This window comes from Nocardia brasiliensis (assembly GCF_011801125.1).
GTDB lineage: Bacteria > Actinomycetota > Actinomycetes > Mycobacteriales > Mycobacteriaceae > Nocardia > Nocardia brasiliensis_C.
The window spans coordinates 1,491,718-1,506,648 of the sequence record NZ_CP046171.1 but is presented as its reverse complement, the minus strand read 5'-3'; the positions used below and the strand labels follow the sequence as shown (position 1 = coordinate 1,506,648).

15 protein-coding genes are annotated in these 14,931 nt (G+C 66.8%); 10 read left to right on the top strand and 5 right to left on the bottom strand.

What is annotated here, in order from left to right:
- Positions 1-305 precede the first annotated feature (305 nt).
- The gene (locus F5X71_RS06830; RefSeq protein ID WP_167461170.1) at positions 306-1,649 is read left to right on the top strand and encodes a DUF2252 domain-containing protein; all 1,344 of its coding nucleotides are present in this window, start codon (positions 306-308) and stop codon (positions 1,647-1,649) included.
- A gap of 570 nt (positions 1,650-2,219) precedes the next feature.
- Here the strand turns inward: F5X71_RS06830 and F5X71_RS06825 are convergent.
- Entirely contained in the window at positions 2,220-2,720 is a 501-nt protein-coding gene (locus tag F5X71_RS06825; protein ID WP_167461169.1) for a CGNR zinc finger domain-containing protein, read from the bottom strand.
- A 274-nt stretch (positions 2,721-2,994) separates the two neighbouring features.
- On the opposite strand from F5X71_RS06825, the gene F5X71_RS06820 reads away from it, so the two are divergent.
- The 5 genes from F5X71_RS06820 to F5X71_RS06805 all read left to right on the top strand — a co-directional run bounded on the left by F5X71_RS06820 (position 2,995) and on the right by F5X71_RS06805 (position 7,512).
- Positions 2,995-4,230, top strand: coding sequence for a phthiocerol/phthiodiolone dimycocerosyl transferase family protein (locus tag F5X71_RS06820; protein ID WP_167461168.1), 1,236 nt, complete (start codon positions 2,995-2,997; stop codon positions 4,228-4,230).
- 483 nt (positions 4,231-4,713) lie between these two features.
- Positions 4,714-5,211 (top strand): helix-turn-helix domain-containing protein, encoded by a 498-nt coding sequence (locus F5X71_RS06815; protein WP_167461167.1) that lies wholly within the window; start codon positions 4,714-4,716, stop codon positions 5,209-5,211.
- Entirely contained in the window at positions 5,208-5,720 is a 513-nt protein-coding gene (locus F5X71_RS06810) for a hypothetical protein (RefSeq protein ID WP_167461166.1), read from the top strand. Before F5X71_RS06815 ends, F5X71_RS06810 begins: the two co-directional genes overlap by 4 nt.
- Positions 5,720-6,850 (top strand): MAB_1171c family putative transporter, encoded by a 1,131-nt coding sequence (locus F5X71_RS36840; RefSeq protein ID WP_238815754.1) that lies wholly within the window; start codon positions 5,720-5,722, stop codon positions 6,848-6,850. Before F5X71_RS06810 ends, F5X71_RS36840 begins: the two co-directional genes overlap by 1 nt.
- 20 nt (positions 6,851-6,870) lie before the next feature.
- A complete protein-coding gene (locus F5X71_RS06805) occupies positions 6,871-7,512 on the top strand; it encodes a DsbA family protein (protein ID WP_238815977.1) in 642 nt (213 codons plus the stop codon).
- 154 nt (positions 7,513-7,666) lie between these two features.
- Here F5X71_RS06805 and F5X71_RS06800 read toward each other — a convergent pair whose 3' ends face one another.
- From F5X71_RS06800 to F5X71_RS06790, 3 genes are all read right to left on the bottom strand, one after another.
- Positions 7,667-8,764, bottom strand: a complete 1,098-nt coding sequence (locus F5X71_RS06800) for a CSLREA domain-containing protein (protein WP_167461164.1) — start codon at positions 8,762-8,764, stop codon at positions 7,667-7,669.
- Between the two features lie 157 nt (positions 8,765-8,921).
- The gene (locus F5X71_RS06795) at positions 8,922-9,647 is read right to left on the bottom strand and encodes an NIPSNAP family protein (protein ID WP_167461163.1); all 726 of its coding nucleotides are present in this window, start codon (positions 9,645-9,647) and stop codon (positions 8,922-8,924) included.
- 31 nt (positions 9,648-9,678) lie between these two features.
- Positions 9,679-9,999 (bottom strand): DUF4873 domain-containing protein, encoded by a 321-nt coding sequence (locus tag F5X71_RS06790; protein ID WP_167461162.1) that lies wholly within the window; start codon positions 9,997-9,999, stop codon positions 9,679-9,681.
- Between the two features lie 179 nt (positions 10,000-10,178).
- Here F5X71_RS06790 and F5X71_RS06785 point away from each other — a divergent pair, with 179 nt between their 5' ends.
- The 4 genes from F5X71_RS06785 to F5X71_RS06770 are packed head-to-tail and all read left to right on the top strand — an operon-like array spanning position 10,179 to position 13,582.
- Positions 10,179-11,171 carry a diiron oxygenase gene (locus F5X71_RS06785; protein ID WP_167461161.1) on the top strand — a complete coding sequence of 331 codons (993 nt, stop codon included), beginning with the start codon at positions 10,179-10,181 and terminating at the stop codon, positions 11,169-11,171.
- Positions 11,168-12,157: an AurF N-oxygenase family protein gene (locus F5X71_RS06780; RefSeq protein ID WP_167461160.1), complete on the top strand. Its 990-nt coding sequence runs from the start codon at positions 11,168-11,170 to the stop codon at positions 12,155-12,157. Before F5X71_RS06785 ends, F5X71_RS06780 begins: the two co-directional genes overlap by 4 nt.
- Positions 12,158-12,159: 2 nt before the next feature.
- Positions 12,160-13,248, top strand: coding sequence for a ferredoxin--NADP reductase (locus tag F5X71_RS06775; RefSeq protein ID WP_167461159.1), 1,089 nt, complete (start codon positions 12,160-12,162; stop codon positions 13,246-13,248).
- A gap of 7 nt (positions 13,249-13,255) precedes the next feature.
- Entirely contained in the window at positions 13,256-13,582 is a 327-nt protein-coding gene (locus F5X71_RS06770; RefSeq protein ID WP_167461158.1) for a DUF4873 domain-containing protein, read from the top strand.
- A 41-nt stretch (positions 13,583-13,623) separates the two neighbouring features.
- On the opposite strand, the gene F5X71_RS06765 is transcribed toward F5X71_RS06770, so the two are convergent.
- Entirely contained in the window at positions 13,624-14,916 is a 1,293-nt protein-coding gene (locus F5X71_RS06765; protein ID WP_167461157.1) for a sensor domain-containing diguanylate cyclase, read from the bottom strand.
- Positions 14,917-14,931: the final 15 nt, after the last annotated feature.

Sequence of the window (14,931 nt, the reverse complement as noted above, 5' to 3'; positions counted from 1 at the left end):
GCCCCGCCGTTGCTCGCTCGACAGTGCGGCCAGCCGGTGCGCGGCCGGGCCCGGCACCAGCGCCGAGACAGCCCGGACCACCAGGGCAGGTAGCGCATCCCTGTCGGACTCGGACATCCCACTGTCGATCACCCACGCCGGATGCGCAACCGAAACCGATGCGGCGCAGCCGTTCCGCTTCCGCGCAGTCTCTCCCCCGGACGCAGTCGTCGCGCCGGGCTCCGCGAAGAAGAAGCGCGTGCGATAAATGGGACCGCCCGCGTGTGGTTGCCTGAGGGTTGCGATCGAGGTGAGAGACTGAGCAAATGGCGGAGTCCTTGGCGGGTGCGGCGGGGCGGCTGGCACGCAAGCGGGTAGGGCGGCGGGCGTTGGGCGTATGGGAGCCGCCCGCGGATCGGGCGGATCCGGTGACGATATTGGAGCGGCAGGCCGCTACCCGGGTACCCGAACTGGTGCCCATTCGGTACGCGCGCATGGCGGCGGGGCAGTTCCCGTTTCTGCGCGGTGCGCCCGCGATCATGGCGGCGGACCTCGCCGCCTCGCCGAACACCGGACTGACTGTGCAGTTGTGCGGGGACGCGCACCTGTCGAATTTCGGGCTGTTCGCCTCGCCGGAACGCGCACTGGTCTTCGACCTCAACGATTTCGACGAAACGCTGCCCGGTCCGTTCGAATGGGACGTAAAGAGATTGGCGGCCAGTATCGCGGTGGCCGCGCGGGCCAACGGCTTTACCGATGCCGATGCCGAAACCTCGGTCGGCGCTGCGGCTTCGGCCTATCGGACGGCGATGAAACGGCTGGCCGGGCTCGGCGAGCTCGCGGTCTGGTACGAGAAGATCGATGCCGACGAGCTGGCGACATTCGCGCGAAAGCCGAAGCGGCGCAGGAGCGTTGATCAAGCACTCGCACAGGCGCGGGCCCGCACCAATCTCCAGGCACTGGAGAAGCTCACCGAGCCCGACGCCGACGGCGTGCCGCGCATCCGGCACCGGCCGCCGCTGGTGACCCCGATCGAGCAGGTCGACGCCGACACGGTGCGGCGGGTGTTCGCGGACTTCCGCAGCACCCTGGTGGAGGAGCGTCGAGTGCTGCTCGACCGGCACGAAATACTGGACGCGGCAGTCAAAGTGGTCGGCGTCGGCAGTGTCGGCACCCGCTGCTTCATCGCGCTGCTGGCCGGGCGGGAAAGTCGCAGTCCGCTGTTCCTCCAGGTGAAACAGGCCGAGGAATCGGTGCTCGCGCCGCACACCGCGCCGAGCAGGTTCCGCAACCAGGGGCACCGAGTGGTGTACGGGCAGCGGCTCACCCAGGCCGCGAGCGACATCTTCCTCGGCTGGGCAACCGGATTGGACGGTCGCCACTACTACTGCCGCCAGCTGCGAGACATGAAGGGCTCGGCGACGATCGAGGAGATGCCACGCCGATATCTGCGCGACTACTCGGCGCTCTGTGGGCACACACTCGCTCGGGCGCACGCCCGCTCCGGTGATCGGATCGCTATCGCCGCCTACCTGGGCACCGGCGACAGCTTCGACCGCGCCATGATCGAGTTCGCCATCGCCTACGCCGACCAAACCGCGGCCGATCACCAAACATTGCTTGCCGCAATCGAATCCGGGCGCATCACGGCCGCTGAGCGCGCCTACTGAACCGCGCTCGCCCCTGGACAGAACATAGGCTACAAGCCGATGAATAAGACGTTTGCAAGCACAGAAGGTGGCGACACAGCGTCGGCATGATTACCCGAGACGCCGAAACCGGGCCCTACCGCCATTTTAGTCGGCTCGCCGGGACCGGATCGCGCCGCCGCCTCGGACCACACGGCGCGGTCCCGGAAGGCGGCACACCGGGGTGAAAATACGGACCCGTCCGCTCGCAAACGTAAAGGGCTGTTGACAATTCATCGACCGTTACGAGATCTCTTTTCCGCCACGCACACTCGTCTTCGCGCAGGTAGAGAAATGAAAGCGACATCTGCAAGCACAAAGCGCCGCGACGAATGTTGCCACAAATGGTCGCACCGACACGCCGGAACGGGCTCGGCTGGGAGTTCTCCGGTCCCGGGATCGACGTCGCGAGACTTCGGCTCGCCCACTCGGATACAGACCTGACGGTTCGCGTCAGCACACTCATCTGCAAGTGCAAATCATGGCGACGAGACGTCATCACGTGTCCGGCCGACTCGCCTTATATCGATAAAAGTCCAGGCCAGAGCGATTTCAGCCAGCTCGCCTCGCGCGATGCTCGGCCACGTGCACCCGGCTCGAGCACCGCGTGGAGCAAAAGCGCCGCCTGCCGTTGCGGGAGGTATCGACGAAGACCTTCGCGCAGCCCGCGCGGGCGCAGCGGCCGATTCGGGTGGGGTCGTCACAGAACAGCGCGGCTAGTCCGATGGCGGTGTAAGCCTTGACCCGCTCATCGATCGGGGCGGTCTCCTGCGCGAAATGCAGGTGCGGAGCGCGGCCGTCGTGCGTCGAAATGTAGGGCTGACTTGTGGTTTTGGCGAGCAGGGCGTTGAGTCGGCGCACCGTGGGGCGATCGAACATCGCGTCGAGCTCGCGAATCCAGCGGCGCAGTTCCGCGGCCTGCGCGGCGGAGACCGAGCCGAGCGGTTTGTAATCCGACTCGGCCAGCAGCTGCCGCAGATCTTGGTCCGGGTCGGCGTTCACCAGCCGGGCCGCCAGCTCGGCGGCCGCGCCGCCGTAAGGGTTGAAATGCACTAAATCATTACATCAGGCTTGGCCCATGGACGTAACCTGCCCCGCGTGTTCCTGGCCGACCCCCACACTGGTATCCGCCCACGACGCCATCCGCTACCTGCGGTGTATCTGCGGGCAGTGGCTGATCATCGAGGCAGGTCTCGTTGTGGCCACGACCGGAAACAGCATGTTCGGTACGCGCGATACATCACAGAGGCGATGATGCCGAAAGACCGTGGTCTACCCGGCCTTAGAGCTAGCCTCGATGGGGCAGTCTCCTTGGAGGGATTTCGACATGACCACGGCTACCGTCATCCGGCCGTTGGCACCGAGTGAAGAGATCTTCGCGAGTAGTGAAGTCGTCGTCGGCTATTCGATGCGGCTTCGCGGTCGGTTGAATCTATCCGCACTGTCGGTGGCCTTCGACACCGTTCTCCGCGCGTACCCCGCGTTCGGGGCACGTCTCGAGCTGGACGGCAGACGCCACATATTACTCGAATCATTAGGTAACACAACACAATTCACCGTCACCGACGGCGACCCGGAGTTATTGCTGACCGGCGCGCGGCTCGACCAGCGCACCGCGCTCGCCGCACTGTGCGTCGTGCTGGACGGCGAACGAGCAGGCGTGACACTGGTGACCCACCACAGCATCGCCGACGCCTGCCACTCGCTCGCGGTGCTCGCCGATCTGTGGCGGTGCTATACGGCGGCATGCCATGGCAGAGAACCCACGCTGCCGCTGCACGGATATCCGGAAGCGGTCGAGGATCTACTGCTGTGCCGCGCCATCGAGAAATTCTCGAATCCGCCTGCGTCGGTACGACCTTTCGCGCGGCACGCCACGGCCGATACCACCCCGGCCCCAGTGGACGACGCGCCCTATCTGATTCCGTTGACGGCCCGGTGTCGTCTGACGAAACGCCAGACCGCCGCGCTCGCCGACCTGGCGCATCGCGAAGGCACCACCATCAACGGCCTTGCCTCGGCCGCGATCCTGCTCACCGAGGCCGAGATCCGCGAACTGCCGCTGCGCGAACTCAGCTACACCTACTCCGTCGACCTGCGCAGCCGCGTCACTCCCGCCATCGGCAGCACCGAAGGCTCCAACGTGCTCGGCTTCGCCGACTTCGTTCCCCCGCACGGCGCGACCACCCTGGTCGGCCTCGCCCGCGGGATCAGCGACGGCCTGCGCGCCGGGCTGGCCAGCGGACTCGTCCAGCAGACACCGCTGCACATCCCTGACATCGCGGCCGGTCCCGCACCCCGCTCCCCCGGCATCGTGCTGGCCACCAATTGGGGCCGCATCGCGCACCCCACACTGCCAGATGGCTTGCACGTCAACGACTTCCGAACCCTCATGGTCGCGAAGCCGGACAAGACCGGACATCGGCTGCAACAACCTAGCGGCACGATCATCATCAGCACCTTCGACGACCGCCTGAGCATCGAGATCCACCACCCCGAAGAGACCACCGCCCAGCAACGCCTGCGCGTCCACCTCCTATCCCAACACCTCACCGCCACCTAGCCCACACCCGAGACAGGGCGATCCCGGCGCGCGGACGTCCAGCCCCGGCATCCAGCGCGGTCTCTACTCTGAATACGAAGTGCCACACACCGTTTGGCGTGCAGGCAGACAGTGCCCATGCGCGATGCCATGCGGCCGGGCCCGCGGCACCACGATGCCGGCCCGGGCATCCGGTACAGCCGTGCGTCGATGAACAACCAGCTCTAGTCGGCGCACAGCGGCGAGCGCGCGACAGGACGAGCGGGGGCCGGCCCTCCCCGCCGCGGTCGGCCCGCCGCCTCCCTGTCAGATATATCTGATGTTTCCATCGGGAAAAACCTTACCACCGGGTACCGGGCCGCGGGGTCCTAAGTACTTCCACTAGGAAGGATCGGGCGCGGGCCGGTACCCTGATGAGCGATTGCCGCGTCCGATTGCGGCCGGATCAGAATTCGGACAGCTCAGGTGGGTCTGTTTCCCTATCTGGGCCGGAAGGGGTACAGGATGGGTGACAGGTCCCCGGTTCGCCCATCCACGCGTGCCGTCGTGCAGAAGATCGAACAGCGACTCACCGAACTGATCGCCGCGCGGTATCCGGATCGGCGCGAGCGGCCCGGCTACGGCCGGCTGGCCGGCGAGATCTGCGAGGCGACCGGTGGCGCGATCTCCGGCACATACCTGTGGCAACTCGCTACGGGCAAGAAGCGCAATCCCACCCTCGAACAACTCGACGTCCTCGCCGAATTCTTCGGGGTGCCCATCGAATATTTCTACAACGACGCGGTGGCGCAGAACGTTCGCGACCGCGGCGCACGGCTCGCCGCTTCCGAATCCGAATCCGGGATTGCGGAGTCGGCACTGCTGCGCAGGCAGCTTGCCGAACAAGACGTCCAGAAGATCGCGATGCGCGCCGGATCGATGAGTCCCGCGTTGCGACAGCAATTGCTGAAGATGATGGAAACCTTGGACCCGAAACCCCCACAGGGCGAGGGTCCGGAGTGAACGAAAGGGAGATTCGCCGCTACTGCCGGAAAGTGCTGCGTGACTGTGATATTCAGCCACCACTACAGATAGAAGAGCTGTGTCACCGGCTCGGCGACCATCGGGGAAAGAGAATCCGCCTGGTTCCGTGGGCCCTTCCGGTTCCTGGTCCGTTCGGGTTGTGGATGTCGCGCAGTCACGAGGACTGGATCTTCTTTCAAGCAGAAACGACGCGGGTGCATCAGGTGCACATCATCCTGCACGAAATCGGCCATATCTTGTGCGAACACGTCGACGATACCGATCTGAACGATGTCCCCGATCTAGGCCCCGACTTCCCTGCCGATCTGACGAAACGCGGCCTGCGGCGGACCTGCTATGACGAACAGCGGGAACGTCACGCGGAAATGGTAGCGACGATCATCCAGGAATGGTCGTCGGTCATCGACTACACGACGCCCGCGGCACCACCCGGATCCGACGCGCAAGCCCTCTACAGTGCCCTGAACGGCAGACGCGGCTGGCTGTGATGTTTCTACAGACCTGTCTGATCGCGGTACTGATCGTCGGTGCGCTGTGGAAAGGCATCGACCTGCTCCGGGGCCGTGACGACCGCGTGCTGCGGCACCTGGTCGCGATGTTCTCGATTCTCGCCATCGGTCATATCGCCGCGCTGCCCGCGAGCATCCGTCGGATCGACGCTCTCACCCAGCCCGGCGTCGGCAGGCTGTGCACGAACCTCACGATCATGATCGGGCTTTTCGTCCTGATCCAGGTATTCACCCTCGCGTCCCGCGCCGGTCCCGGTCGCTCGTCTCGGCGACTACAGTTCGGTCTGCTCGTACTGGCGTGCGCGGGCCTGCTGGTCTGCATGGCTGCCACAGCGCCGAGCGACCGCGCGCACACGCTGTTCACGCCGCACATCGCCGAGCCGTCGATTCTCGGGTTCTACCTCATCGCAAACGCCTACTTCGCCTACGCCTATGTGTACTGCGCGATCCTGGCATGGCGCTACGCGACCGCCGCGCCGCGCTATCAAACTCTCGGCCTCGGGCTGGTCTCGGTGGGTCTTCTCGGCTCGGCCGTGACGTCGTTCAACCGCGGCGCATGGCTGACCGTTCGCGCTATCGACGGCGACCTCCACAACGGATTCAATACGCTGAACTTCGCCGCGACGAACATCTGTACCGCGCTGATCGTCGCGGGGCTGTGTTATCCGGCGGTCGTGCAAGCGATCTCGGCGCTGCGGTCGTGGTTCATCCACTGGCGCCAGCATCGCGGACTGGCCACGTTGTGGGTGCTGATGTCGACCGCGTTTCCGGAACTGACACTCGGACGCCAGCGCACCGGCTCACCCCTCGATCGGTTCCCCTGGCCACGAATGCACGCGCGGTTCTACCGCAGACTGATCGAATGCCGAGACGGCCTGGTCCGATTGAGCCCGTACGTCGAAGAAAAACCCGGGCAGGATCTGACGAAACTCTCCGACGCCGACCTCGCGGCACATGTTCGGGCTGCCCTCGACCGCAAGCCACCGGTCGAAGATCCCGACGTGACGTACTCCGCGAAGCGTCTTGCGGTCCCGGACGGCGACGACCTCAATGCCGAAGCCCGAGTGCTGATCGCGCTGTCGCGCGCATTGCAAGCATCCCGATCGTGACCACAACAACGAGGAGCATCGTGCCCGAAGACAATGCCACCACGACGCAGGTCGACTTCTGGTTCGATCCGCGGTGTCCGTGGGCGTGGATCACCGCATGCTGGATGCGGGAGGTCGAGCGGGTCCGTCCGGTGGAAATCCGCTGGCGCGTCATGAGTTTGGCCGTGCTGAACGAGAACCGGCTGGACGAATTGCCCGAGCAGTACCGCAGATGGGACACCACGGGCCGATACCCGGTGCGGATCTGCGTCGCCGCCGAGCAGAAGTACGGCAGCAAGGTCCTCGGCCCGCTGTACACGGCCCTTGGCACCCGCATTCACAATCTCGGCCAGACGCAGAACCGGGAAACCTTCGCGGCCGCACTGGCCGACGCCGGCCTGTCCGAAGAGCTCGCCGACGCCGCCTATTCCAGCGACTACGACGACCTCGTACGCGCCTCGCACCACGAGGGAATGGATCTCGTCGGCGAAGAGATCGGCACCCCGATCATCGCCGTGCCCGGTCCCGCCGACACCCGCGTCGCCTTCTTCGGCCCGGTCGTCACCCCCGCACCGAAAGCCGAAGCGGCAGCCCAACTCTGGGACGGGATCTGCCTGCTCGCAGCCACCCCCGGCTTCTTCGAACTCAAACGAGGCAGAACCGCCGACCCGACCTTCGACTGATCATCCGTCGGCGGTCACGACGAGCCTGCGGTGGCACCGGAGACGAGCATCGACATCACCCAGGCGAAGCCCTGGCCCAGCGCCGTCATCCAGTCGCCTACGTTGAACGAACCCATCGCGGATTTCCCTCTCGTTGTCAGTGTTTCGAATGTTGTCAGCGCGAGCCCGCGTCCGGCCGCACGGCATCGCCCGCGGCCGTCAGGTCGCAGGAGTGGTCGTTGCTGAGGTTGCCGCCGGTGGACACGATGGTGGCGAACACCTTCTTGCAGTTCTGTTCCCCGAGACCCGCGGTGTTCTGCGCGATGGTCGAGCCGTGCAGGATCAGTTGTCCCATACCGGGATTGAACACATCGGTGAACTGGTACGGCAGCGAGTCGAGGTACGCGGGAGCGATGTTGATGCCACCGCCGCCCTCGTCGGCGCTGTTGCCCGTCACAACGGAGTCGATCAGCACCACCGCGCCGACACCGCGAATATCGAGTCCACCACCGCGCCCGGCGAATCCGCCGAACCGATACCACTTGACGCGCGGGTTGACGACGCGATTGTCGGTAATCACGGTGCGGGTGAAGGTGCAGGTGTTGTCACAGCGGATACCACCGGCCTCGCCCGCCGCGTTCGCGGTGACGATGCTGTCGGTCATCTTCATGTCCGCGACCGGGATGTTGAAGATGCCGCCGCCGTAGTCGGCAGCGTTACCGACCACCGTCACATGATCGAGAATCAGCTTCCCGGAGTTGGCGATTCCACCGCCACCGGTCTCGAATAGCGGGATCTCGTGCTCGGTGGCGTTGCCGCCGGTGATGGTCAGCCCGGACAGCGACACGTGCGCGGTGGTGAGCATGACCCGGTCCCGATGGCCCGCGTCGATGACGGTGCGATCCTGGCCCGCGCCCTCGATCGTAGTGTCCGCGGTGACATCGAGGTCGCCGGTGGCCGGATCGATGAAGGGGCCGTTGGTGTTCCAGAAGTTCGGCGGGATCGTCAGCTCGTAGCGCCCCTCGGGCACCCGGATGGTGCTGCCCGGCCGCACGTTCGCGGCCTGGATCGCGGCGCGCAGCGTGCACTCCCCCGCGTCCGTGCGGCATATGCCATCGAAGGGGTTCGCGGCCGCGCCGTCCGCGGTGGTCGTGACGGTGAACGTGCCGGGCACGGCACCCGCGGACCCGGTGTCGGCCGCGGCACGTATCGGCACGCCGTACAGCGCGCCGAGTATCACCACACCGAGCAACGACAACGACGAAATCTTCATCCGACCAACCACTCTCGGCGCGACGAACCCAGATGAGACAGCTCGGGCACCGCTGTCTCGGTGCTTCGGTTCTAACAGACCCGAAACCCGCGCCGTGGCGTGTCGCACAGTTCCTGCACGAATGCACAATTGTGCTGGGCAGGTGGACAGGGCCGGTTCAGCGCAGCAGCGAGCGCGCGGTCGGCGCCAGCCGCAAACGTTCGATCGGCCGCGATACCCACTTTCCCAGCTCCGGCAGGACGCGCTCGGTCCAGGTCGGCTCGGCCAGCGCACGCAGGTGCGCCTCCCGCCAGGCCGCGCTCTCGAACAGTGAGAACACCACGACCGCCCGTTCCTCGCGAACCGGCAGCGCCGTAAAGGTATTCGGCGTGGGATCGGTGACGTACAGGCCGGTGAGCGTGCCCCCGGTCAGCAGCAGTGCGCGGCGGATGCGCTCATTGAAGAACGGCGCGAACTCCTCGGGCGGGGTATCGAGGTAGAAGATCGTGGCGAGCAGCCGCGACGACGGGGGGTCCGTCGCGTCCACCCCGGGACGCGCACTCTGGATCCGAAGCGCCCCCTGCGCCGAAACCGGCTGCAACAACAGCGCATTGGTCGTGTCGACCATGGTGGCCCGCGCGGCCGGCGCGTGGGTTCGCCATGCCTGGCCATCGACATAGAAGGCGGTGAGCGCGGCGCTTCTGGCAGCCATGTCGGGAAAGGCGCGCATCCACACGAACCGATCCGGATCGTCCTCGTCGCGGAACTGCCCGACGACGCGCATGCCGACGGCTTCCTGTGTTTCGACGAGTTCCCGGTCGAACAGGTCGATCATGGTGTCCCTGGTTCCGGGACGCAGCGCGTACTGCCTGAGTTCGACCACGGGCCAAACATTTTCGATCATCGGTCAACTGTGCCACCGGACGCCGACAGTTTCACGCCAACGGATAGGGCGGCGTGCTCTTGCCCATGAGCCGGTACCGATTCCACAGATCCCGGTCGCCCACCACCGCGGGACGCGCCGCGGCCGCGGTACGCACCACGCACGGCGTGCGTTGCTCGTCGCCGAGCACCTCGGTGAGCGCGTCGTTGGCGGCGATCCGGCCGACCCACCGGTACACGCCATCGGTGGGCTCGGGATATCCCCGCAGCTCCACGCGCACCGGCACTTCCACGCCACGCACAACCAGGGTCGCCGCACCGAAGTAGTCGGCGCCGTCGTGCGGGCTGCCCGCGGCGGTATCACCTGCGGCCATGGCGACCTCCCTGGAAAACTGACGAAACCGTGTCTCAGACAATCTTGACAATACGCAGGTCGAGTTCCAGACTCAAGGGAGATCGGTACCAGCGGTACCGGATATACATGTCACGATCGTGCGCCGTTGCGGGTCGACGCCGAGGACACCCGTGCGCGACCCGAAGGGAGCCGATCCCGATGGCAACCCCGATTCCCGATCCGAGCGAGTTCCACCGGCCGGACACGATCTCGGGCGGCCCGGTGCGGCGCCGCCGCAGCGTCACCGACCGCGACCTCAGCGCGCGGCGGTTGCTGCTCGACGCGGCGGAGGAAACCTACGACGGCGACCTCGACATCGACTGGTCGGCACCGCTCGATCCCGAAAAGCATTGGATGCCAGACCGACTCAGCACGATCCACGATACCTGGGTGTGGCACCGGATGGGCACCGAGCAGCGCGCCACGCTGGCCAAGTACGAGCTGGCGAACCTGCTCACCCTCGCCGTCTACGCCGAGGCGGCCCGATCCATGCTGCTGTTCCGCGACATCATCGAGGCCTGCGGCCCGGCGAACGACCAGACCCGCGCCGCGCTCGCCGCGATCCACGCCGACAGTCGCACCATGGCCATGTTCGGCCGCATGGTGCACAAGAGCGGGCTCGCCCCCTACCGACGACCCATACTTGCCCAGACAGTATCGCGGCTCATTCTGCTCACGCCGAAGAACACCGCGGCCGCTGCGGTGACACTGCTGATCCAGCAGGCCCTGCACGACGTGGCCGACACGATCGCGAACGACCCGCGGATCCAGCCGCACCTGCGGCAGCTGATGAAGATCCATCAGGTGGCCGCGCGCCGGAACCTGGCCTATGCCCAAGACCAGCTGCGCACCGAAATCGACGAGCACGGCAGGGTTTCCAACACCGTCGCAGGACTGTGGGCTGCGGCAGCGACGGTCGCGCTCTACCCGGCACTCATCGCACCGCGACCCTATCGTGCCGCCGGGGTGCCGCGCAGGCACGCGCTGCCCGCCGCCTACCTGAGCAGGCACTACCCGGAATCGGCCCGGCTGCTGACCGAATCCTTTGTGCGGCAGGGCATGCGGGCAGGCCTGTTCGACGGTCCGGTCACCACCACCATTCTCCGGCTGGGTCGCGTATGGCCCGGTTCCACGCCGAGGAGGCACCGATGAGCACACCCACCAACCATGCGGTCAGCACGGCGGGCATGTCGACCACCCGCGCCAAGAACGTCGGCGACCGGCAGAAGACGGCCCAGCGGCTGCTCCGTTCGGCCGCCGACCGCGCCTATGACGGTGAGGTGGACATAGATTGGGACGCGCCGCTCGCGCCGGACAAGCGCTGGATGCTCGACCACCGCCAGACCCTCTACGGCACATACCTGTGGGACAGGCTGACCGAGGAGCAGCGCAGGACGCTCGGCATGCACGAGGCGGTCAGCGCGTTGAGCTTCGGCATCCTCGCCGAGACCGCGCTGTCGACCTTCCTGCTGCGACAGGTGATCGAGTCTCAGAATCCGGGCGACGACCACAGTCGCTACGCGCTGGCCGAAGTCGGTGAGGAGACCCGGCATTCGACGATGTTCAGCCGGATGATCAACAAGTCGGGCCTGCGCGCGTATCAGCCGTTCATCCCCAAGCCACTGCTCAAAGCGGTGCGGCTGGTGGGTCTGGTCCCGATGGGACCGGCCACCCTGGCGGGACTGCTGCTGGTCGAGGAGACTCTCGATCGGCTGCAACGGGAGAACATGGACGATCCGCGGATCCAGCCGCATATGCGCCAGCTCAACAAGATCCACGTGCTAGAGGAGGCCAGGCACATCACCTACGCCAGGGAGGAACTGGTCCGGCAGATCGCCGCTCGCGGCAAACTCGTCAACGCGGCCCACCGCCTCGCCTTCGCCGTGATGGTGCTCGGCATCCAGCCCGCCATCGTGACGCCGCGGGTCTATCGTTCGGTCGGCATCCATCCGCTGCACGGGCTCGCGGTGGCGCTGTTCAGCCCGAACTATCAGGAGAACGCGAAGTTCGCCGGAGAGATGTTGCTGCGCTTCGGCTACGAGGTCGGGATGGTGCGCGGTGCCGTCACCACCCGCATCCTGCGCCTGGCCCGCGCACTGCCCGACGACGTGCTCGCCGAGCTGTCGCGGACGGCGTGACGATGACCGAACCCGATGTCTCGGCGCCACTGACGCACCCGGGGCCTGGCACCGCGACCGTGCGGACCCGGGTGCACGAACTGACGATCGTCGAGGTGATCCGCGAGACGCCGGACACCGTCTCGCTTGTCTTCGAGGTCCCCGAACCACTCGTCCCTCGATTCCGTTACCGCCCAGGACAATTTCTCACACTGCGGATTCCGAGCGAACGCACCGCGGCGGTGGCGCGCTGCTACTCGCTGTCGAGTTCACCGCATCTCGACGACGATCTGATCGTCACCGTCAAGCGGACCGAGGGCGGCTACGCCTCGAACTGGCTGTGCGACAACGCCGTTCCCGGCATGCGCATGACCACGCTGCCCCCGTCCGGTGTCTTCACGCCGAAGTCGCTCGACGCCGACCTGCTCATGATCGCCGCGGGCAGCGGGATCACCCCGATCATGTCGATCATCAAGTCGGCGTTGCTCGCGGGCACCGGGACGACCTATCTGTTCTACGCCAATCGCGACGCGTGCTCGGTCATCTTCGGGGCCGAGCTGACCGCGATGATGACGGAGTATCCGGACCGGCTGATCGTCGACCACTGGCTGGAGTCGGGGATGGGCCTGCCCACCGCCGAGGCGCTCACCGAACGGCTGTGGCCCTACACCGGATTCGATGCCTTCCTATGCGGGCCGACCGCTTTCATGCGGACCGCGCGAGCGGCCATGCTCGCGGCGGGCATGACCGAACGGCATGTGCACACCGAGATCTACCGATCACTGACCGGCGATCCCTTCGCCGACATCGTGGTCGCCGACGACGATGCCGAGCGGCCGGCCACCGCGACCGTGGAACTGGACGGCAGGCGACTGGAGCTGGCCTGGCCTCGGCACACGCCATTGCTCGACCTGCTGCTGGCCGGCGGGCACGACGCGCCGTATTCCTGCCGGGAGGGTGCGTGCAGCGCCTGCGCCTGCACGGTGCGCTCGGGTGAGGTGCGCATGCTCCGCAACGACACGCTGGTCGACGCGGACCTCGCGCTCGGCCTCACCCTGGCCTGCCAGTCGGTCCCGCTGACCGACCACGTCGACATCGCCTTCGACCAATAGAAGCGCCATGGCCGACGACGACTACGACTATGTGGGCCCGGCGACGGTCACCGTCGCGGGCCGCGCCGTCACGGTGGAGCTGATGCTGCGCGGGCACTTCCAGGGCATCGACGGAATCTATCGCTGGTACGGGCGGATTCGGCCGAACCGGGAGCTCGCCGCGATGGTGGGCACGGGTGCGCAGGGGACCGTCGAGACCGAGTTCGCCAGCGTGCCCGCCGTTTTCGGCGATCTCGACTTCTGGGATCGCTACCGGATCTCGGGCCGCAGCACGCCGCCGTTCTTGGTGCCGCGCAGCCTCGCGGAGTTGGCCGGTCCGGCCCCGCCCGGCTAGTGCCTCGGCGCGGCGCTAGTGCCCGGGCGAGGCGCCGGTACTCAGCGGTCCCGGAACCGCAGTGGCCGCGCCCCTTGCGCGGCCTTGTTGCGGTACATGGCCGTATCGGCCGCGTGCATGAGTTCGTCAGGGGCGGCGGGCACTTCGTCGAGAAAGACGGTGCCGATGCTGGCGCCGACGGTCACCAGATGATTCTGCACCATCATCGGCTGCACCAGCGATTGCGCGAGCGCGGCCGAGACCGCGGCCAATTGTTCGGCACTCGAACACTTTTCGATCAGCACGATGAACTCGTCACCGCCGAGCCGGGCGACCAAGCCGTCGAAGGCGGCCACGGCGCCCTGTAGTCGCTCCCCAACGAGGCGTAACACCTTGTCGCCCACCGTATGTCCCCAGACGTCATTGATCTCCTTGAAGCCGTCGAGGTCCAGGTAGCACACGCCGATGGGCGGATCGGCGTTCGCGAGCCGGTCGAAGAACAAGGTGCGGTTCGGCAGTCCGGTGAGGCTGTCGTGGTTGGCGTCGTGCCACAGGCGATCGGCCAACTGCTTGCGTTCGGTGACGTCGACCGCGACGCCGATCAGGAACCGCACCTGCCCGGTGCTGTCGCGCACCGCCGACATGGACAGGTCGATCGTGGTGACAGTGCCGTCCGGACGCAGGTGATCGGTCTCCAACCGGAACCGGTCCGCCGCGCCGCTGAGCAACCGTTGCAGCTCGTCGAAGGCGTAGCCGATGTTCGCGGGGCCGAGCAGGTCGGCGACCGAGCGCCCCGGCATCACCTCCACCGGCAGGCCGAGCATGTCGGCCATCGCCACGTTCGCGTCGAGCACGTTGCCCATGACGTCGATGGTGCCGATGCCGACCGACGCGCCCGCGAACACCGCGGCGAACCTGGCCTCGGAGAGCTGGCGCTTGGCCTCCGCCTCCTGGGCCGCGGCCAAGGTCGCGACCAGCGTCGCCTCCTGTTCGGCGAGCGCGGCCGAGCGCAGGGCCGCGGTGCAGCCGGCCGCGAACTCCGCGGCGACGAGCACTGCCCGGTCCCGGATCCGCTCGTAGTCCGCTCCGCTGTGTGCCGGGCACAGGTCGTCCACCAGATCCCGGCAGATCACCACCACCGAGCGGCTGACCGCCACCGCGTCGCGATAGTTCGCCGCGATCAGCACCGCGGCGGCGTCTCTGGCGATGGCAGGCTCAGCGGTGCCGAGCACCACCGCGGTCAGCACCTCGGCCAGCTCGGCGAGCATGGCTTCGATCTGGGATCGCGTGCCGGTCGGAGCCACCGCGCCGTCGAGCGCGTCGGCCCACCGCACCGCCAGCTCCTGCGACCCCACTCAGCGACCCCCTGC